Annotated in this window: 23 protein-coding genes and 1 other RNA gene; 18 read left to right on the top strand and 6 right to left on the bottom strand. The window is 38.7% G+C overall.

Annotation, left to right across the window (positions count from 1 at the left end):
* Positions 1-11: 11 nt before the first annotated feature.
* The 4 genes from H6614_11660 (at position 12) to H6614_11645 (ending at position 2,414) form a co-directional block, all read left to right on the top strand.
* A complete protein-coding gene (locus H6614_11660) occupies positions 12-431 on the top strand; it encodes a ribonuclease HI family protein (protein MCB9244323.1) in 420 nt (139 codons plus the stop codon).
* An 18-nt stretch (positions 432-449) separates the two neighbouring features.
* Positions 450-830: RNase P RNA component class A (gene rnpB / locus H6614_11655), an RNA gene on the top strand.
* 43 nt (positions 831-873) lie between these two features.
* Positions 874-1,731 carry a DUF4097 family beta strand repeat protein gene (locus tag H6614_11650; protein MCB9244322.1) on the top strand — a complete coding sequence of 286 codons (858 nt, stop codon included), beginning with the start codon at positions 874-876 and terminating at the stop codon, positions 1,729-1,731.
* Positions 1,732-1,754: 23 nt separating this feature from the next.
* Positions 1,755-2,414: an NTP transferase domain-containing protein gene (locus H6614_11645; GenBank protein MCB9244321.1), complete on the top strand. Its 660-nt coding sequence runs from the start codon at positions 1,755-1,757 to the stop codon at positions 2,412-2,414.
* Here the strand turns inward: H6614_11645 and H6614_11640 are convergent.
* From H6614_11640 to apbC, 3 genes are read right to left on the bottom strand one after another with little or no spacing between them, the layout of a single operon-like run.
* Positions 2,407-2,634 carry a NifU family protein gene (locus H6614_11640; protein ID MCB9244320.1) on the bottom strand — a complete coding sequence of 76 codons (228 nt, stop codon included), beginning with the start codon at positions 2,632-2,634 and terminating at the stop codon, positions 2,407-2,409. The two genes, H6614_11645 and H6614_11640, sit on opposite strands and share 8 nt — an antisense overlap.
* 15 nt (positions 2,635-2,649) lie before the next feature.
* Positions 2,650-3,081 carry a DUF4878 domain-containing protein gene (locus H6614_11635; GenBank protein ID MCB9244319.1) on the bottom strand — a complete coding sequence of 144 codons (432 nt, stop codon included), beginning with the start codon at positions 3,079-3,081 and terminating at the stop codon, positions 2,650-2,652.
* 12 nt (positions 3,082-3,093) lie between these two features.
* A complete protein-coding gene (apbC, locus tag H6614_11630) occupies positions 3,094-4,179 on the bottom strand; it encodes an iron-sulfur cluster carrier protein ApbC (protein ID MCB9244318.1) in 1,086 nt (361 codons plus the stop codon).
* Between the two features lie 163 nt (positions 4,180-4,342).
* Between apbC and H6614_11625 the strand changes: the two genes are divergently transcribed.
* Genes H6614_11625 through H6614_11610 form a run of 4 tightly spaced genes read left to right on the top strand, consistent with a single transcriptional unit; the run spans position 4,343 to position 6,827 of the window.
* Positions 4,343-4,951 carry a hypothetical protein gene (locus H6614_11625; GenBank protein ID MCB9244317.1) on the top strand — a complete coding sequence of 203 codons (609 nt, stop codon included), beginning with the start codon at positions 4,343-4,345 and terminating at the stop codon, positions 4,949-4,951.
* A gap of 1 nt (position 4,952) precedes the next feature.
* Positions 4,953-5,258, top strand: coding sequence for a hypothetical protein (locus H6614_11620; protein ID MCB9244316.1), 306 nt, complete (start codon positions 4,953-4,955; stop codon positions 5,256-5,258).
* A 3-nt stretch (positions 5,259-5,261) separates the two neighbouring features.
* On the top strand, positions 5,262-6,029 hold the full coding sequence (locus H6614_11615; protein ID MCB9244315.1) for an MBL fold metallo-hydrolase: 768 nt from the start codon (positions 5,262-5,264) through the stop codon (positions 6,027-6,029).
* A 6-nt stretch (positions 6,030-6,035) separates the two neighbouring features.
* Positions 6,036-6,827, top strand: coding sequence for an inositol monophosphatase (locus H6614_11610; protein ID MCB9244314.1), 792 nt, complete (start codon positions 6,036-6,038; stop codon positions 6,825-6,827).
* Here the strand turns inward: H6614_11610 and H6614_11605 are convergent.
* Complete coding sequence (locus tag H6614_11605; protein MCB9244313.1) at positions 6,824-7,276, bottom strand: 6,7-dimethyl-8-ribityllumazine synthase; 453 nt, start codon at positions 7,274-7,276, stop codon at positions 6,824-6,826. The two genes, H6614_11610 and H6614_11605, sit on opposite strands and share 4 nt — an antisense overlap.
* On the bottom strand, positions 7,273-8,112 hold the full coding sequence (locus H6614_11600) for a PHP domain-containing protein (GenBank protein MCB9244312.1): 840 nt from the start codon (positions 8,110-8,112) through the stop codon (positions 7,273-7,275). The genes H6614_11605 and H6614_11600 overlap by 4 nt, the downstream gene beginning before the upstream one ends.
* 147 nt (positions 8,113-8,259) lie before the next feature.
* Here H6614_11600 and H6614_11595 point away from each other — a divergent pair, with 147 nt between their 5' ends.
* The 10 genes from H6614_11595 to H6614_11550 all read left to right on the top strand — a co-directional run bounded on the left by H6614_11595 (position 8,260) and on the right by H6614_11550 (position 18,739).
* The gene (locus tag H6614_11595) at positions 8,260-9,297 is read left to right on the top strand and encodes a D-alanine--D-alanine ligase (GenBank protein MCB9244311.1); all 1,038 of its coding nucleotides are present in this window, start codon (positions 8,260-8,262) and stop codon (positions 9,295-9,297) included.
* A 5-nt stretch (positions 9,298-9,302) separates the two neighbouring features.
* The gene (locus H6614_11590) at positions 9,303-9,662 is read left to right on the top strand and encodes a septum formation initiator family protein (GenBank protein MCB9244310.1); all 360 of its coding nucleotides are present in this window, start codon (positions 9,303-9,305) and stop codon (positions 9,660-9,662) included.
* On the top strand, positions 9,662-10,687 hold the full coding sequence (locus tag H6614_11585) for a M42 family metallopeptidase (GenBank protein MCB9244309.1): 1,026 nt from the start codon (positions 9,662-9,664) through the stop codon (positions 10,685-10,687). The genes H6614_11590 and H6614_11585 overlap by 1 nt, the downstream gene beginning before the upstream one ends.
* Entirely contained in the window at positions 10,688-11,671 is a 984-nt protein-coding gene (gene trpS, locus H6614_11580) for a tryptophan--tRNA ligase (GenBank protein ID MCB9244308.1), read from the top strand.
* Positions 11,672-11,935: 264 nt separating this feature from the next.
* The gene (locus tag H6614_11575; protein MCB9244307.1) at positions 11,936-12,766 is read left to right on the top strand and encodes an isoprenyl transferase; all 831 of its coding nucleotides are present in this window, start codon (positions 11,936-11,938) and stop codon (positions 12,764-12,766) included.
* Positions 12,741-15,107: an outer membrane protein assembly factor BamA gene (gene bamA, locus H6614_11570; GenBank protein MCB9244306.1), complete on the top strand. Its 2,367-nt coding sequence runs from the start codon at positions 12,741-12,743 to the stop codon at positions 15,105-15,107. The genes H6614_11575 and bamA overlap by 26 nt, the downstream gene beginning before the upstream one ends.
* A gap of 40 nt (positions 15,108-15,147) precedes the next feature.
* Positions 15,148-15,714 carry an OmpH family outer membrane protein gene (locus H6614_11565; protein ID MCB9244305.1) on the top strand — a complete coding sequence of 189 codons (567 nt, stop codon included), beginning with the start codon at positions 15,148-15,150 and terminating at the stop codon, positions 15,712-15,714.
* A gap of 13 nt (positions 15,715-15,727) precedes the next feature.
* Positions 15,728-16,261, top strand: coding sequence for an OmpH family outer membrane protein (locus H6614_11560; protein ID MCB9244304.1), 534 nt, complete (start codon positions 15,728-15,730; stop codon positions 16,259-16,261).
* Positions 16,262-16,285: 24 nt separating this feature from the next.
* Positions 16,286-17,326 carry a UDP-3-O-(3-hydroxymyristoyl)glucosamine N-acyltransferase gene (gene lpxD, locus H6614_11555; GenBank protein MCB9244303.1) on the top strand — a complete coding sequence of 347 codons (1,041 nt, stop codon included), beginning with the start codon at positions 16,286-16,288 and terminating at the stop codon, positions 17,324-17,326.
* A complete protein-coding gene (locus H6614_11550) occupies positions 17,327-18,739 on the top strand; it encodes a bifunctional UDP-3-O-[3-hydroxymyristoyl] N-acetylglucosamine deacetylase/3-hydroxyacyl-ACP dehydratase (protein MCB9244302.1) in 1,413 nt (470 codons plus the stop codon).
* Here the strand turns inward: H6614_11550 and H6614_11545 are convergent.
* Entirely contained in the window at positions 18,732-19,952 is a 1,221-nt protein-coding gene (locus H6614_11545) for a phosphoglycerate kinase (GenBank protein MCB9244301.1), read from the bottom strand. The two genes, H6614_11550 and H6614_11545, sit on opposite strands and share 8 nt — an antisense overlap.
* Positions 19,953-20,034: the final 82 nt, after the last annotated feature.

The raw sequence follows: 20,034 nt of genomic DNA, 5'->3' as shown, positions 1-20,034 counted from the left end.
GTTTAGACAGGATCATAAAGGTCCACACAGATGGTGCTTCAAGAGGAAATCCCGGTGATTCCGCTATAGGTATTGCAGTATTTGACAGCAATAATGAGCTAATCCTTTCACATAAAGAATATATTGGGAAAAACACCAATAATTATGCGGAATATTATGCATTAGTAAAAAGTGCGGGTATTTTAGAGGATATGAAAACTAAATTTGATAAAATAGAGTTTTATTCTGATAGTGAACTGATGGTAAACCAATTGACCGGCAAATACATCATAAGAAATGAAAGGTTAAGAGATTTATCTTTGAAATTTAAGGAAGAAATTCGAATATTAGGAAAGCCATTCGAGATATTTCATGTAAGCAGAGAAGATAATAAGGATGCTGACAAATTGGCTAACGAAGCATTGAATGAAGTTTTAAAACCAAAAAAATAGTTCTTTAAAAGTTTATCTCTATTCCATTGGGCAATCGCGCGTTTTCTCGCAAGGGAAAAGTGAGGAAAGTCCGGACTCCATAAGAGCAGGGACGCCGGGATAAAATCCCGGGTATTATAGGCGAAAGCCTATTATGCAGAAAGTGTCACAGAGAAGAATACTTTCCATAACAAAGGATAAAGGTGAAACGGCAGGGTAAGAGCCTACCATTTACGGAGCAATCCGTAAGATCGACAAACCTCGTTCGGAGCAAGACCAAGTATAGGGAGCTGAAGCACTGCTTACTTCTCATCTCCCGGGGTAGGTTGCAATAATCTTTGCAGTAATGTAAAAGATAAGATAAATGATTGCAACCCGAGCAATCGGGCACAGAATCCGGCTTATAAATGGAATAGAGAACTTTTTTTCCTCACTAATAAATCACCATATAATCGGAGTAAGCATGCAAAAAATTATTCTAATTTTAATTTGTCTTATACCTTTAACAAGCGTAAAAGCTCAGGACGAACCTACACTGCAAATGGACAGGACCTTTAATACGTCATCAGGTCTCAAGCTGGATTACAATGGAACATCTGGGGACCTTATAATAAATACATGGGATAAAGATGAGGCAAGGATAATGGTTTACGCAAACCAGAATGCTACTGAAAATATCGAGATCAAGCTTGTTGACGGTAACGGTGGTATAAACATTAAGGAATCCTCAAAATACCATTCTGCAAGGAATCAGAATATACAATTGAAATATGAAATAACCTTACCCTCAGACTATAATATCAATATCAACTCTTCATCGAGCGATTATGAGATTAACAACCTTTCCGGATCGGTAAAAGTAAAAACAGCCAGTGGAGACGGCGAACTTGTAAATGTGATCGGCTCGATAAATATATCTTCGGCAAGCGGTGACCTGATAATCGAAAATGTTGTTGGCGACGTTAAGTTCAATAGCGCCAGCGGGGATATTTCGTCGGGGAATCTAGTTGGGGCTTCAGACATTAAAACAGCAAGTGGGGATATTTCGCTTAAGTATATAACAGATTATGCAAAGATAAGTTCAACAAGCGGTAACGTAACATATATAACGGGAACTTCAACCCCCGGCGCTTCTATCAATACAACCAGCGGTGATATAACAATAATCCTTTCTGATGATACACAGGCAACGATACAATATGACACAAAGAATGTCAAGAATGGACATACTGAAAATGATATATTTAATGGCGGTGGGAATGTGATAGAGTGCAAGACAAAGAGCGGTGAGATCATCGTCGAGACCGGAGGGAATTATTAATACGCTTTCCTAAAATGAAGGGAATGATATTAGCGGCAGGCTTTGGCACCAGACTGAAGCCTCTCACGGATACACTTCCAAAAGCCCTAATAGAGTACCGAGGGCATCCCATGATAGCATACCAGATAGACCGCCTCAAAGAGGCAGGCATTAAGGAAATAATAGTAAACGTACATCACCACCCGGAAAAAATGATCGAATACATAAGTAATAATGATTTCGGTGTTGATATTAAGCTCTCTCTGGAAGATGGCGAAATACTTGGCACTGGAGGAGGGATAATACATGCAAAAGACTTTTTTTCGGGCGAAGATTATTTTGCTGTAGTAAACGTAGATATAGATACTAATTTCAACATAAAACAGTTAATGGATTATGCCGAGGAAATCAAGCCCTTTTCAGCAATAGCTGTGCAGAAGAGAAATACAAGAAGAGGCTTGGTTTTCGATGACCAAATGAACATGACCGGGCTACAAAAGGAAGACTCCCCTGCTGAAAATGTTTATGCTTTCAACTGTATGCATGTGATCTCCGGCGATGTATTTCGTGAAAATCTGGATGTGAGATTTTGCGGGGTCTTTGACATTTACCTGGAAATGATACAGCGTGGAAAGACGATTGTTGGGTATGATGTGGGAAATGCTTCCTTCAAGGACCTTGGAAAGATGGAAAATCTCAATTAATAGCTTCAATCCTTTTTATTTCTGGGAAGTCACGCATTAATGCTCTCTCTATTCCGGCTCTCAGCGTCATCTGGCTTAATGCACAGCCCGAACAATTACCTAAAAGCCTAACCTCAACGATATTACCATCTTTTATATCTACAGCCTCAACATCTCCACCGTCTTCGCGGAGATAAGGTCGGACCTTTTCGAGCGAGTTATTTATTTCTTCGAGTGTAATGCCTCCCTCCGTGTGTTATGGTGTTCCTTTTTCTTTCATACTTTCCTGTATGGATCGCGAGTAATCGAATTTCCATCCTCCGTTCTCTTTAACGGCGTATAACTCATTCGATTGACCTGTAGAGGTTTTAATAATTATAGTTGCTTTATCTCCATCAACTTTTTCTTCGACGACTTCGTAGTTGTCAGCAAGTACACCAAGTGAGTTTGGGTCCTCCATACTCACCTCGAAATACTGTTTACCGGTTCTATTTGTATTTGCGGCGATCTTGTCGTACATTTTATGAGACTCATCAGATAAATTATCCCAGGCAAGATTTGAATTCTTCTCTTTAACTGCTTTTACAAAATTGTTGATCGCATTACCGGGGGAATCTGATCCTGTTTGCGATCCGCATCCCCAGAGTAATACAAGCAACAACATATTTATTAAAATTATATTCTTCACAGTAAACTCCGTTTAAATTTCTATTTCCAGTGAAGGTACTTTTTCGGAAATGTTGTTTTTAATGTTCACTTCTTTTACTAGCTTTCTAGCAATATCAATAAATATTCGAGCTTCTTTTGAATCCGGATCGGAAATAACCATCGGTTTACCAGAATCACCATACTCTCTAATATTTGTATTTATCGGGATCTCCCCGAGAAGATCCACATTATATTCTGAGCTCATTTTTTCACCGCCTCCCTGTCCAAAAATGTAGTCCTTGTCACCATTCTCCTTCTGATAATAACTCATATTTTCGATGATCCCGAGCGTTGGAACGTTTACTTTGCTAAACATGATATACCCTTTTCTAGCATCTGCAAGAGATATCTCCTGCGGGGTGGTAACAATTACTGCACCGGTGAGCGGGAGTGTTTGGCTTAGAGTAAGCTGTATATCACCCGTCCCGGGAGGCATATCGAACAGGATAAAATCAAGATCGCCCCATACTACATCACTCATGAACTGCTTCAGCGCGCTGGAAGCCATCGGACCGCGCCATACAACTGCTGTCCCCTCTTCCATTAGAAACCCGATAGACATAACCTCGACACCATATTGCTCCATCGGCACAAGCTTGTTTTTCCCGTCAACCTTTGTTACGGATGGTTTTCCTTTTAAGTTCATCATTAAGGGAATAGATGGTCCGTATATGTCGGCGTCAATTATACCAACCTTAAATCCAAGTGACCTCAGGGCACAGGCAAGATTTACAGTAACAGTTGATTTGCCAACACCCCCTTTGCCTGACGCAACTGCGATCGTATTCTTTACTTTAGGTATTATGGAAGATTTCTTCGGATTCTTGTGCTCAAGCACGGCAGGTTCAAAATCAATATTTACTTCTTCAAGGTTTGGAAATTCTATCTTCAGCATCTCCGAAATTTCATTCCTTAATTTATCAATTGAGGAATCCGTTAAGTCCGAAGTTCCTAAAATTACCGAGAGTGAGTTTCCTTTTAGAGAAATACCTTTGATAAACCTGAGTGACGCAAAATCTTTTTTTAACACCGGATCCCTAAACCTGGCAATTACTTCAATGATCTTTTCTTCGTTCATTAACTTATTTATAATTATTCATATAAAGTATTAACTTAGCCAAATTACAAAATTTTGAAAATGTATTAAATCGGTAACTGAATAAATCGTAAATTTTAGCAAAAACTAACTAAATTGATTTTAGTAAGATAAATAAATAATTTAATAGTTATAAATGAAGTAAATGTTAGATAGGAAGTCCAAATTCTGGCTTGTTTTATTAATTATCGGAGCAATTTTCTGGCTCGGAGCGGTAAATGTTCGCTTTATTATAGGCAACGAACTGCTAATATACGATGAGTTTAACTTTAGGGTCAGTATACCGCCAGACGAGGAAAATGTGATATTTAAAATGGTTTCTAACTCTAACATAGTGGTAATGATCGCTTATGTGGTTACCTTTTTCAGCGCATTGATGTTTACAATAAAGTCTAAGATAAACATTAAAGAAAATCCATGGTTCCTGATGTGCTGTATTTTGTTTTTTGTTTTCGCACCGATAGAATTTTACATGTCATATATAGATCTTAAATTTGTTCTTCTCTATCATTCTAATCCTCCGAACCATGACGAGCTCCTCGAGTTGTTTGGCGAAAGGATCGGATTTTTAAAAGGTGCGCCCTGGGTTGCGTTGTTAAGTTACTACACGATAATAGCAATAGCGGTTATACAGCCTCTTAAGAAAACTCACGAACAGCTCGAAGAAGAAAAACGCAGAGCAATTGAGCATTCCTACACATATACATACCACGAAGAGGACGACCTAATGATAAAGGAAAGTGAGGATATGTAAGTTGGCAAAACATGTAATAAAAAAAGCTCCGAAAAAACAACCCGATCCACAAAAAGAAGAAACGATAAACGAACTTATAGAAATATTCAATAAGTTGGAATTTACCGTTAGGGTTGAGAAAGGAAGATTCAAAGGCGGATTTTGTCTTCTGAGGGAAGACAGATTATTTCTTATTAATAAAGATCTTGAGCAGGATAAAATAATCAATATCCTCGCTAGAAATCTTGCTTCAATGGGAATAGATAAGGTATTTATGAAGCCTAATCTAAGAGAATTAGTAGAAAATGCACTGGTTAATGATGAGTAATATATGAAAGTAACAATTCTTGGCACTGGCACTTCACAAGGTGTCCCGGTAATAGGTTGCGGATGCCGAACATGTACATCCCCAAATCCCAAAGACAGAAGATTAAGAACATCAGCATATATAGATATCGACGGGCAAAAACTTTTAATAGATACTTCAGCCGACTTTCGACAGCAGATGTTGCTAAATAAGCTCGATGATGTAGATGCAGTTCTTTACACACATCATCATATAGATCACATAGCAGGAATGGATGATCTAAGGCAGATCAATCAACGTTTGGATAAATTTATAAACCTTTACGGAAACGATCTCACAATGGATGAGATTTCCATTACATTCCGATATGTTTTTGATGAATATTTGATTAACCATAAGGCTGTTCCACTAGTAAATATTCACAGAATAGAAAATAAGCCGTTTAAAATTGTCAATACCGAGATACTACCTATCGAAGTAATTCATGGAAGGCTCCCGATATTCGGATACAGAATTCATAATTTTGCCTATATAACGGACGCAAGTTATATCCCCGAGGAAGAAGAACATAAGCTGGAAGGTCTTGACGTTCTTATATTGAATGCGTTACGTATAAGACCTCATCCGACGCATTTTAATTTGGAGCAGGCAACGGAACTCGCCCTAAAATACAAAGCAAAGAAAACCTACTTCACACACATCACACATGATATATTTCACGATGAGATAAGCGCTTCATTACCTCCAAATATTTTTCTGGGTTATGACGGTCTAACTTTTGAATTAGAATAAACTCAATTGAAAGAAACATTAATTAAAGCCACACGGGAAGCCGGCAGAATAATTAAAGAGAATTTCGCCGGTGAATTTGACATCGAAAGTAAAGGAAACGTCACTGCTAACATCGTAACCGAAATCGACAAGAAGGTTGAAGCAAAAGTAATAGAAATAATTAAAGCAGACTTTCCAGATCATGGTATAGTTGCTGAAGAGATCGGTGAAATAGACGAAAGTGCCGGCGTTAGATGGATAATCGACCCCATAGACGGAACAACTAACTTCGCACACTCCCTGCCTATTTGCTGTGTCTCAATTGGGATTGAGAAAGATGGTGAAGTCATAATGGGCGCAGTTTATAATCCTTTAATGGGAGAGTTTTATTTCGGAGAAAAAGGAGGCGGAGCATTTTTGAACGATAAAAGGATCTCCGTTTCAAAGACTGATGTCATGGAGTTATGTCTCTTTGTTACAGGTTTCCCATATGACACAAGCCGAAACCCTCATAACCCTCTTGGAGTATTCGGTGATGTAGTAATGATGGACATACCTGTGAGAAGGCTTGGATCCGCGGCACTCGACCTGTGCTGGGTAGCTTGTGGCAGGTTCGACGGTTTCTGGGAATACAATCTGAATCCCTGGGATGTCGCCGCCGGCTACATTATCGCAAAGGAAGCTGGAGCAAATGTTACAGATTTTACGGGAAATGAGCTATCTATATACAAAGGAGAGATACTTGCAACAAACGGCTTGATCCATGATAAACTACTGGATGTAATTAAAAAGGCGGCAAGGAAAAATGAGGGAAGTTAAATCTTGTTTAGAGTTTCTACCATTTCAAGCACAGCCTGCGTGCTTTCATAACCTTTATTTCTTTCAGCATTGATCGGGTCGTCCAGACTCCTTTCATACGCCTGTTCAGCAGTATAGCAAGTCAGCACACCAAACCCAATTGGTATCTCGAACTCACACGCTATAGAATTGATTAAGGTAGAAACTGAATTACAAATATACTCGAAATGAGCAGTTTCACCCTTTATTAAACATCCCAGAGCAATTAGACCATCATAATTCTTCTCGCTGTTACAAAGTTTTTTTAAAGTGATGGAAATTTCATACGCACCGGGGACGTGTATGACGTCAATATTTGACTCGGGGACACCTTTCTCAGAAAGTGCCTGTAAAGCTCCCTTTAAAAGTTTTTCTGTTATTGGTGTATTGAATTTGCTAACGACGATCCCTATTCGGCAGGAACTGATCAAAAGAGGCGTCTCCTCATATTAACAATATTATAGGAGGGAATGACGTAGTTCCCCATGTTTCCATATTCCCTATCGTAGATACCGTGAAAATCGGAACCTCCGCTAACAAGAAGGAAATTATCTGATGCAATAGAAGAAAAATATTCTATATCTTCACGACCATGTGAAGGATGAATAACTTCAACTCCATCCAATCCATATTTAAGAAGTTCATCGAGCATTTCACCTCTTACCATTTTCCCGGGATGTGCCACAAACGAAAGTCCGCCTATAGACGAAATGAGTTGTATGGCTTCCTTGGCATTCGGTACGGGCTTTTTGACAAAGGCAGGTTTACCGTCACCAATGTACTTCATAAAAGCCTCCGCTCGTGTTTTTACAAAACCTTCTTTGACAAGAGCCTTTGCAACATGAGGCCTGCCGACAGAAATATCTTCCGAAAGGTCAGCAGTGATGCTATCGATGGTGATCTTGCTTCCCATGTCATTAAGCTTCGATATCATATGTTGCAGGCGTGTGATTCTGGCATACCTCAAAGAAGTAAGAAACTTTAGAAGGTTCTCACTTTTATGATCTATGAAATAACCGAGAATATGAACTTCCTTGTCCATCAATCCCGTACTGAGCTCTACTCCGGGAATTACTTTGATTCCTACTCTTTCACCATATTCAATTGCTTCATCGAGCCCATTAACATTGTCATGGTCCGTAATGCTAATAATAGATAAACCAACCTTTAATGCCTGATTAATCAGCTCCTTTGGAGATAATTTTCCGTCTGAGAAGCTGGTATGCATATGCAGGTCAGCTTTAATATTTTCTTTAGCGAAATTCATTGGATGAGTGTATAATATAAAATAGCTATATCCGGTTGAATTTTAAAGGTATTATTTAAACCAGTTTACTATAAAATTGGGTTAAATCGTTCTTTTTCATCATTTAATTGAACAAAAATAATACATATATTATGAAAATTTACTAATTTGAACATAGTTTTATTGACAGGGGGGCTGTCATCTGAGCGTGAGGTTTCCCTAACATCTGGAAAAAGTATTGCTGCAGGGCTTAGAGAAGCCGGTCATAATGTTAGAGTAGTTGACCCAATTTATGGCGATAAAGAAGTTAGTGAAGAAAAGATTTTCGAGAATACTGTGAAACGTGACTACCCTACAGCAGAAGCACTAAATGAACTAAAAAGAACTGCCGACAGAAATATTATTACGTGCATTAATTCAAAGCTCTTTGATAATACGGACATAGTTTTTCTCGGTTTGCATGGAAAACTTGGTGAAGACGGAAGGATACAGACCCTTCTCGAGATGCGCGGATTGAAATATACCGGCTCGGGTATCTTACCATCGGGAATCGCACTAGACAAGAATCTCTCCAAGATACTCTTCCGTTATTACGGCATCCCCACACCGGAGTGGATGGTGATAGAAAAGAGTTCTCATATTGATCATGAAGAGGTAAACAAGTTGATTTCAAGTAAGATCGGATTTCCAAACGTCGTTAAACCTATCGATGAAGGATCAACTGTTGGACTGACGATAGTACAACCGGATGTTGAAGATGTTGAGCTTCCAAACGCGCTTGAGACGGCATTTAAATATTCCGATAGAGCGATAATCGAGCAGTACATTAAGGGACGCGAGCTGACAGTAACTATAATGGGCAAGGAGGCATACCCGGTAATCGAAATAAGACCAAAGGATGGTTTTTATGATTACGAGCATAAGTATACTAAGGGAATGACAGAATATATATGCCCTGCTGAGCTTTCAAAAGAAACTGAGGAAATGACCAAAAAGTATGCAATGCTGGCGCATAAAGTTTGTGGATGCTCTGTCTATTCAAGAGTTGATTTCATCATGGATGAAAATGGCAATGTTTATTGTTTGGAAGTTAATACTTTACCCGGAATGACGTCTACATCCCTGGTACCTAAGTCGGCAAATGCACTGGGAATGAGTTTTAGTGATCTGTTAAACAAAATAATAGAACTTTCATTAATGCATTAAAGCTAATGGAAGAAAAAGAACAAATAAAAAGCGAACCCCGCAAAAAAGAAGGTCTTATAACTGTAATTGCAAGGTTCATAAAGTACAACAAATATTTTGCGTTATTTGTATTGGTTCTGCTGGTTCTTGTATATATGACTGTATTTGGAAATAAAGGACTGCTTCACAGAGTACAGATGGAAAGAGAAAAGCAGGAGCTTGAAGAACAGCTCAAAGCAGAAACCGAAAGAACTAAGCAACTTCAAAAGGAAGTTGATGATCTGAACAAGTCTGACGACAAGATAGAAAAAGTAGCCCGCGAAAAATACGGTTTAACAAAAGAAGGTGAAAAAATTTACAAAGTCACTGTTGATTCTACCAAATAATGGAAAACATAGTTAAAACTCTCGAAGACCTGCTAAAAATAAACTCTCCAAGCGGGTACACAGAAGAAGTAATAAATTACATAGAAGACCTGTTCGAAAAGAGCGGGTTATACATTTCGAAAACGAACAAAGGATCGCTCTTTGTTTCATTCAGCGATAAACCGCGTCTTGCTCTAGCCGGTCACATCGATACGCTTGGCGGAATGGTTAAGCAGGTAAAACCGAATGGAAATCTGGAAATAACACAGGTAGGCGGTTTTCACATGAATTCAATCGAAGGCGAATACGTGACAGTTAGAAATTATGACGGGAAATTATTTACGGGAACATTCCTGATGAATAATCCTGCTGATCATGTGAATAAAGAACTGGGATCCGCCAAAAGGTCACCTGAAAATATGTCTATACGTCTGGATGAAAAAGTTAAATCCAATGCGGACGTAAAAAAGCTAAATATCGGGGTAGGAAATTTTGTTTTCTTCGACAGAAGGTTCGAATATACAAAAAGCCGGTTTGTAAAAAGCAGGTTCCTTGACAACAAAGCATGCTCAGCAGTGATGATTGAAATAATCAAGGAAATGGTTAAGAAAAAAGCAAAAAGTGAAACGGGATTTTATTTTTCCAACTACGAAGAAGTAGGGCACGGAGCGTGTGTAGGAATTCCCTCTTCTGTAGAGGAACTGCTCGTCCTGGATATGGCAGTTGTAGGAGACGGGTGCACGGGTAGAGAAGATGCAGTTTCTATCTGCGCTAAGGACTCAACCGGACCATACGACTTCAAAATGACCGAAGGCCTTAGAACACTTGCTAAGAAAAACAAAATAGATTACGAGATAGACATTTATCCGTATTACGGATCCGATGGAAGCGCGGCACGCAGTGCTGGATTAGACGCAAGAGTAGCATTAATAGGACCTGGTGTTTCAGCTTCACACGGTATGGAAAGGACTCATGTTAAAGGACTCGAAGCCACGTATAAACTCACAAAATCTTATATTGAATTTTTCAATAGGAAAGGAAAGTAATTGAAGCGAGTTGTATCAGGAATAAAACCCACCGGCGACGCAACAATAGGTAATTATCTCGGGGCTATGAAAAGATGGCCTCTAAATCAGGAAAATCAGGAAAGCCTTTTCTTTGTTGCCAATCTCCATGCGTTGACATATAGACAAGATGCAGAAGTATTGATGGGGAGGACATTAGATACAGTTGCATGGTTACTGACAGTCGGAGTAAATCCGGACATTTCTGTTATCTTCGTGCAATCAATGATACCGGCTCATAGTGAGATATGCTGGATACTGAATAACTACACAACAATGGGTGAGCTCGGGAAAATGACACAGTACAAAGACAAATCCCAGAAAATGGGAAGTCAGGGACAGTTAGTGGGATTATTTGATTACCCTGTCCTAATGGCTGGTGATATTATTTTATATGATGCAGATGAGGTACCCGTCGGCGATGATCAAAAACAACATGTTGAGCTCACACGAAACATTGTAAACCGGTTTAACAATGCGCACGGCGAAACATTTAAAATGCCAAAACCGACCTTCGCACAGGGTTTCTCACGGATAATGAACCTCAGCGATCCCGCTCAGAAAATGGGTAAGAGTGATGAATCCGATGGAAACGTATATTTGAAAGACTCACGTGAACAAATAATTAAAAAGTTCAAACGGGCTGTAACGGATTCTGATAATGAGATTTTCTTCAACGAAGAAACTAAGCCCGCCATAAGCAACCTATTAAGCATTTACTCAGGCTTTGCGGACAAATCCATACCGGACATTGTTAATGAATACAAAGGCGAAGGATATGGGAAGTTCAAAACCGATCTGGGCGAGCTCGTTGCAGATAAAATAACAGAACTTCAGAAAACTTTTGATAGTTACAGAAATAACGAGAGCGATTTACTGAAGATAATAGCTTCAGGGAATACCCGTGCTTCAGCCCTGGCTGATGCTAAGGTAAATGAAGTAAAATCAAAGTTAGGGTTGCTCTAATGTACGGGTTTTTCAATTGTTTTAATGGCATAAATTTATTTAATTATCGCACAAAATATCACATCATAAACATAATCAGTCCTATAAAGAAACTCATTTACCTTTTTAGAATTATTGTTCGAGATCCCGGTGGGTTGAAACTTTTTACCGTAAAATGCACTAAAACTATATATTAAGAGATTAATTATTTAGTCTCTTAGTTAATTATTCATATTGACATTGGAAATTAATAACCATAATTTTTTTTGATAAAGACCGTCAAAAGTGGCTAAAATAGACGAAAAAGATAAAGAAATTCAGGAATCCTTAAAGAGATCAGGTGAGATTCCTAAGCATATTGCCATAATAATGGACGGTAACGGCAGGTGGGCAAAGGCAAGAGGTTATTCAAGAAACAAAGGACATAGAGAAGGTGTACACTCTGTAAGAGATACTGTTGAAGCGTGCGGTCAGTTAGGCGTAAAATATCTTACATTATACACATTCTCGACTGAAAACTGGAAAAGACCCGAAACCGAAGTAACACTCTTAATGAAGCTTTTGATAAGAGCTTTGAAAGATGAGACTGACAATCTCAATAAAAATAATGTAAAGTTTATTTGCACAGGAGACCTTGAAAAACTTCCTGAGGATGTTTTCCATGAACTTCTCGATGCAATAGAAAAAACAAAGAACAATACCCTGCTCACACTAAACCTCGCCTTGAGCTATAGCGGGCGATGGGACATTGTTAATGCGGCAAAAAGGCTTGCACAGGATGCCTTAGATGGCAAAGTAAAAGCTGATGAAATCGATGAAGAATTGTTTTCAACGTATCTGGCACTAAAAGACCTCCCCGATCCGGATCTGCTTATCAGAACGGGAGGCGATTACAGAATAAGCAATTTCCTTTTATGGCAAGCAGCTTATTCAGAACTATATATCGAGCACAGTTTTTGGCCCGATTTCAGGAGAAATTTATTATATAAAGCTATCATTGAATATCAGAAAAGGGAAAGAAGATATGGAATGATCAGCGAACAGTTAAATGAACAAAACTCACAAAAGACAAAAATTCTGATCAAAGAGTATGAGAATGCTAAATTTGACAAGTAAAATATTTTTAGTACTGTTATTAGGATTTATACTACTTCCGGTGGTTTCCTTTGCACAAGATGGTCCTCAAACATACAGGATCGTCAGTATAACAACCACTGGTAACAAACTTTATGATTCGAGAACAATCGTAAGTTATTCAGGACTAAGTGTTGGCGATGAAATTGCAATTCCATCTGATGCATCACGGGAAGCTATTAAAAAACTATGGAATTTAGGTTTGTTTTCCGATATCAGTATGTACATAGATAGAGTTGTAGGAAACGAGGCTTACCTGGTTATCGATGTAAAAGAATTACCCCGGGTTGAATCGGTTGTAATAAAAGGCAATAAAGAGATCTCGACCGATGATCTAAAATCCAGAATTGATATTGTACCGGGAGAGGTCGTCAGCAATCAGAAACTGAAAGATGTCGAGTTTAACCTTGAAAAATATTACCAGGAAGAAGGTTATGCGCTTGCTGAAGTTACAGTTGATGAATTGATATCAGCTACAAATGAAGCAAGGATTAGGGTCACTGTTGACGAGGGAAAGGAATTAAACGTCGAGAAGATACGTTTCAAAGGAAATAAATCAATTTCATCAGGTGATTTGAGAGGAGCTATGGAAAACACCTCGGAAGGTGTATGGTGGCAGTTTTGGAACAGTAGCACGTTTGATAAAAAGAAATTCCAGGATGATATTAAACTCATAGAAGCATACTACAAGGAGAGAGGTTATAAAGATGCTACAGTTAAGGATTATAGCCTTGATGTTTCACCCAACAAAGAAGATCTGACGATTACAATAGATATTGACGAAGGATCTAAATATCGTCTAAATAATGTTAATTTTACGGGAAATGAAGTGTATAAAGATTCACTCCTCGTATCAATACTAGATATGAAAAGGGGTGATATATATAATCTGCGAAAGCTCCAGGAAAACTTATATGGTAATGAAAACGAAACAGATATAAGTTCTCTCTATCTTGATAGAGGTTATTTAGCTTTTAATGCTGAAACAGAAGAAAAAGTCGTTGACGGAAATAAGATTGATTTAACTATCAAGATTACAGAGAATAACCAGTTTAGGATCGGATTAGTAGGCTTTGAAGGAAACGAAAAGACAAGAGATAAGGTGCTAAGACGAGAATTATATTCTATCCCTGGCGACTATTTTACAAAAACGAGTGTAAAAAGAAGTTTACAACAGCTAAACTCTTTGAACTATTTTAACCCGGAAAAGCTAACTCAGCAGATCATTCCCGCAAATGATTCAACCGTAAACATAACCTACGTTGTCGAAGAAAGGTCATCTGATCAGTTCAATGCTTCAGTCGGATACAGCGCTAGCTTTGGATTCACCGGCTCACTTGGGTTGACATTCAATAACTTTGACCTTGCCAGACCACTTTCCGGCGGTGCGGGACAAATACTTAATTTTAACTGGCAATTTGGTGAATCCGGTACATACAGGACGTTCGCAATTGGCTTCACAGAGCCCTGGCTGTACGGTACACCAACACTTCTGGGATTGAATCTATTCGACACCCGAACAAATTACAATAGTATTGATATTCAGGAAACAGGTGGATATTTAAGCCTTGGACGAAGATTTAAATTCCCCGATGACTATTTCAGGGGAGACTGGGTATTGAAATTCCAGAGGACGGATACAAAAAGTGGTGCAGGAATATATGAGGAGGGAACACGCTCACAATTCAGCTTAAGGCAGACAATTACAAGATCAACCGTTTTTGATCCGGTATTCCCTACTTCCGGAACTCGAGTCTCAAACTCAACTGAATTGGCAGCCGGACCATTGATTGGAAATATCGGTTTTATAAAGAATATCTTTACCACCGAAACATATACGAGAATTTTCAGAGATAACAGTCTTACTCTGTATTCTACTTTTAATTTCTCATTTATTAATTCTATAACAACAGATAATTACCTCCCGCCAAACGAAGTTTTCTTTATGGGAGGAAATGGATTAACATATAATACGATTGCTCTAAGAGGATATGACGACAGAACTATCGGACCTAAAAACTCATCTGGTACAGCCATTGGTGGAACGGTAGCATTAAAATATGGTCTGGAACTCAGATACCCACTATCATTGGATCCGCTCCCTGTATTCATATTAGCATTTGCCGAAGCAGGTAACATATGGAGCAGTTTCCAAAAGACAGATCCATTCAATTTAAGGAGATCTGTTGGTGGTGGCGTCAGGCTTTTACTTCCTGCTGTCGGAATGATAGGATTTGATATGGGATATGGTATTGATAGACTTGCTGTTGACGGACAGCAACCCGAATGGCTGTTCCACTTCCAATTCGGTAGAGGATTTTAATTAAATAAAATAATATTTTAACTATATAAGGAGAAATTTTTTGAAAAACCATTTAAAAGTAATATTTTCCATCATTGCCGTTGCATCAGTACTTATTTTGAGCGGTAATGCGTCAGCCCAGGTAAATGTAGGGTTTGTGGATAGTGAAGTAATTATAAAACAACTTCCCGAAGCACAGCAGGTACAAAAACAACTGGAAGATCTACAAAAGCTTTACGTAGATACAATAACAACAAAGGAAAATGAGCTAAAAGAAAAAGCCGAAACCTTTCAGACCAAGTATCAACAAGCTCAAACCGACATTCAAAACGGTACTATAACGTCTCAGGACCAAATAGACGCGATCCAGAGCGAACTGGAAGCTATGCAAACAGAAATTAGAACCCTGGACGAAGGGCTCACGATCTATAAACAAAAAGTGCAAAACGATCTGATTCAAAAACAAGGAGAGTTATTCCAGCCTGTCAAGGAAAAGATCACAAAAACAATTGAAGATGTTGCAAAAGAAATGAAGATCAGCTTTGTTTTTGATAAAGCAGACGGTACCATGCTGTATGGAGATAAAAAATATGATATTACTTTTAAAGTGCTGGACAAATTAAAATAACTATCACTCGAAAATGAATTCACACCAAAGATATATATTCCTTGCTGTATTGGCATTACTATTTTGCGGGTATATCCTTCCTGCTTCTGCACAGACTAAGGTTGGATATATAGACTCAAAGAAGATCATTGACGCAATGCAGGAAACACAGGATGCAAAGTCAAGGCTTGATAATCTTGTTGCAGAATGGCAAACCGAACTAAAGGTATTACAGGACAGCCTCAAAGCCATGAAAGAAGATTATGAAAACAAGAAACTGATACTTACTGACCAGCTTAAGCAGCAGCTTGAGCTGGAAATAAGGGATATGGAAGCTCAGGTAGAAGATTTCAAAATACAGAAATTTGGCGAAAATGGGGAATATTTCCAAAAACAGGTGGAATTCATGAAGCCCGTGCATGACAAGATATTCTCTGCTATCCAAAAAGTTGCACGTGAAGATGATTATGATTACATTTTCGATAGAAATAGTGAAATACTTCTGCTCTACGTAAACGAAAGATATGATATTACGGCAAAGGTCCTGGAACTTGTACAGGGACCATAAGATATCCGTAATCTAAACACAATAATGAAATTAAACGAAATATCCGAATTACTGGATGCCGAATTAGACGGCGATCCTGACCTGGAGATAAATAACGTAGCCAAAATAGAAGCAGCCAATTCTGACGAGATAACTTTTATCTCAAACCCCCTATATGAAAAACATTTCGGAACTACCAGCGCCGGCGCAATAATTATTTCAAAAGAGTTTGAACCCTCTGCAAAGCGTACAGATATTTCCGTCTTGCGAGTACACGACCCATACAGATCTTTCCTGATATTACTGGACAAATTCGACGAACATGCTGGGGATGATTATGATGGGATTTCGGATGATTGTCATATCGGAAATGATGTCGAACTGGGAAACGACTTATATATAGGTGAGTTTACCACCATATCAGATAAATGCTCCATAGGTGACAACACAAAGATATACCCTAATTGCAGTATCGGAAAAGGTGTGAAGATAGGTGATAACTGCTTAATATATCCGAACGTCACAATTTATAAATACTGTGAAATTGGAAACAATGTGATCCTTCACTCCGGATCAGTAATAGGATGTGATGGGTTTGGACAGGCGAGACAGGAAGACGGCTCCTACATTAAGATACCCCAAAATGGAATAGTGAAGATCGAAGATGATGTAGAAATTGGTGGCAATTGTACTATCGACCGGGCAACGATTGGAGAAACCTTGATCGGGAAAGGTGTTAAGATAGATAACCAGGTTCAGATTGCTCATAATGTTGTAATAGAAGAAGATACAGTCATTGCTTCACAAGTAGGAATAGCAGGGTCGACAAAGATAGGTAAAAGGTGTATGATAGGTGGTCAGACAGGAATTGTCGGACATATAACTATTTGCGACGACGTTATGATAGGGGCATCCGTAGGAGTTTCTAAATCAATTGAGAAACCTGGACTTTACACAGGCTATAGAGCAAAACCCAACACTGAAAACCTTAAGCAGGAAGCTCGTATTAACAACCTCTCGGATCTCGAGGAAAGGGTCAAAAACCTTGAAGAAAAGGAAACATATAGAACAAAAACTACAAAATAGATGTTAGAAAAACAGCGCACCATCGGAAAACCCGTTACTCTCTCCGGAAGAGGCCTCCATACAGGTAATGAATCAAACATGACATTCAGACCTGCTCCCGAGGATTACGGAATCAGATTTATAAGAACAGATAAGGAAAACTCGCCTGAAATCCCTGCAGATATAGAACACGTAATAGATATTTCACGAGGTACAACAATTGCCAAAGATGGTGTTGAAGTTCATACTGTCGAGCATGTACTAGCCGCTATCATGGGATGCGAGATCGATAATATAATTGTCGAGTTGGATTCTAACGAACCACCGGTTATGGACGGTAGCGCAAAAGATTATGTTGAAACATTATCAAATGCCGGAATAGTCGAGCAAAATGCCAAACGTGATTACCTGATTATCGAAGATACTGTTCATTATCATGACGAAGAGGGACATGTTGATATAGTTGCGCTTCCTCTAAAAGATGATTTCCGTATATCGGTAATGATTGATTACAATAACCCGGCTTTAGGTGTACAGCACTCTGGCTTGTTTAATCTCCAAAAAGAATTCCGTACGGAATTTGCTCCCTCCAGAACATTTTGTTTCCTAAAGGAGATAGAATATTTGCAAAAGCAAGGTTTGATCAAAGGGGGTGATATAAATAACTCGATTGTAATAGTAGATCAGGATATAAATGAAGAGGACTTTGGTCCGCTTAAGAAAAAGCTTGGAATACAGGATAGTGTGATACTAGGATCAAATGGCATACTGAATAATAAGGAATTGAGGTTCAAAAATGAACCGGCACGGCATAAAGTGCTGGATCTAATTGGTGACCTTGCTCTAATTGGCGCCCCTATAAAGGGACAGATACTTGCAGCACGCCCGGGGCACAAATCCAATGTAGAGTTTACAAAGATCCTCCGAAAGCTGTATCTCCAAAAAAAGATCGAAAAGAAATTCCAGGTAATGAAGTCAGGAGATGTCATATTCGATATAGAAAAAATTCTCGATATCATGCCCCACCGGTATCCGTTCCTCCTGGTCGATAAAATACTGGAAATGGATTATGAAAAGAACAGAATAGTAGGACTTAAAAACGTTACCTATAATGAGCCCTTTTTCCAGGGACATTTCCCAAGGAAAAGAGTAATGCCGGGTGTTTTGATTGTAGAAGCTATGGCACAATGCGGTTTTATATTACTCATGAATGAGATTGAGAATATAAAGGAAAAAATGGTTTATTTTGCTTCGATCGAGAAAGTAAAATTTAGAAAGCCTGTCGTCCCGGGGGATCAACTTGTATTTGAGATGTTCCTTCTTTCCAGCAAGCGAGGTATCTGTAAGATAGGCGGTAAGGCTTATAAAAATTACATCGGTGGTGAGCTGGCATGTGAAGGTGAGTTCATGGCTGCCATCGTTGATATTATTTAACGTCAGTAAGAGCCTCTATACCGGGTAATTTCTTACCTTCAAGGTACTCAAGAGATGCTCCACCCCCTGTAGATACATGAGTAACACTATCTTGAAGTCCTGCCTTTGCTATTGCGCTGGCAGAATCCCCTCCTCCAACTATAGTGATCGCGCCATTTTCTGTGGCTTGGGCAAGAGCCTTGGCGATTTCAAATGTTCCTTTTGCAAAGTTCTCCATCTCAAATACTCCCATAGGTCCGTTCCATACTATTGTTTTTGATAAAAGTATGCGTTCTTTGAATAATGTTATAGTTTCCTGTCCAATATCCATTCCCATCCATTCATCATATTCCGGTGTAACAAGGTCAAACTCGAGCACTTTTACCTCGGCATCATTCTCAAATTTATTTGCAAAAACAACGTCGATTGGCAACAAAATATGCTTACCTGCTTTTTTGGCATTGTTCAGGATATCCCTTGCAAGGTCTACCTTATCTTCTTCAAGAATAGATTTTCCAATATTAAGCCCGAGGGCTTTATAAAAGGTAAACATCATTCCCCCGCCAATAAGAATAACATCTGCCTTATCGAGAAGATTTTGTATTACGTCTATTTTTCCTGATATTTTAGACCCGCCTAGTATTGCACAAAGAGGACGTTTAGGATCTTCGACTGCAGAAGATAAGTACATGATTTCTTTTTCCATCAAATAACCTGCTGCGCATTTGTCAATATAATCTGTTACGCCCTCAGTTGAAGCATGAGCCCTATGAGCTGTTCCAAAAGCATCATTTACATAAATATCTCCATATGAAGCTAATTTCTTTGCAAATCCGGGATCATTCTTTTCTTCCTCTTTATAGAATCGAAGATTTTCCAATAAGAGAATAGATCCTTTGTCCATCCCATCGATTATTAGATCATTTCCTTCCCCAATACAATCATCCGTAAAAAGTACTTCTTTATCCAAAAGGTCGGATAAACGTTTAGCTGTTACCTTTAATGAGTATTTAGGATTAACCTCACCTTTAGGGCGACCGAGATGACTCATAAGGATACATTTCCCGCCATTTTCAATGATGGCTTTTATTGTCGGAAGTGATTCTACGATCCTCTTATCATCGGTGATATTTCCGTTCTCATCGAGTGGAACATTGAAATCAACTCTTACAAGAATTCTTTTTCCATTAATGGAATTACTTTTTATAAGATCATCGAGGGTCAGTTTTCTCATAAAATGAATTAGTTTTTAATAATTTACAAAAAACTAATTATAGAATTGAGTCAGAATAACGGTGTCATCTACAAAGACAATA

The sequence above is a fragment of the Ignavibacteriales bacterium genome (assembly GCA_020635255.1).
In the GTDB taxonomy this organism is placed as follows: Bacteria; Bacteroidota; Ignavibacteria; order Tepidaquicellales; family Tepidaquicellaceae; genus JAEYVS01.
The sequence above is the reverse complement of the archived record's forward strand: the minus strand, read 5'-3'. Positions and strand labels throughout refer to the sequence as shown.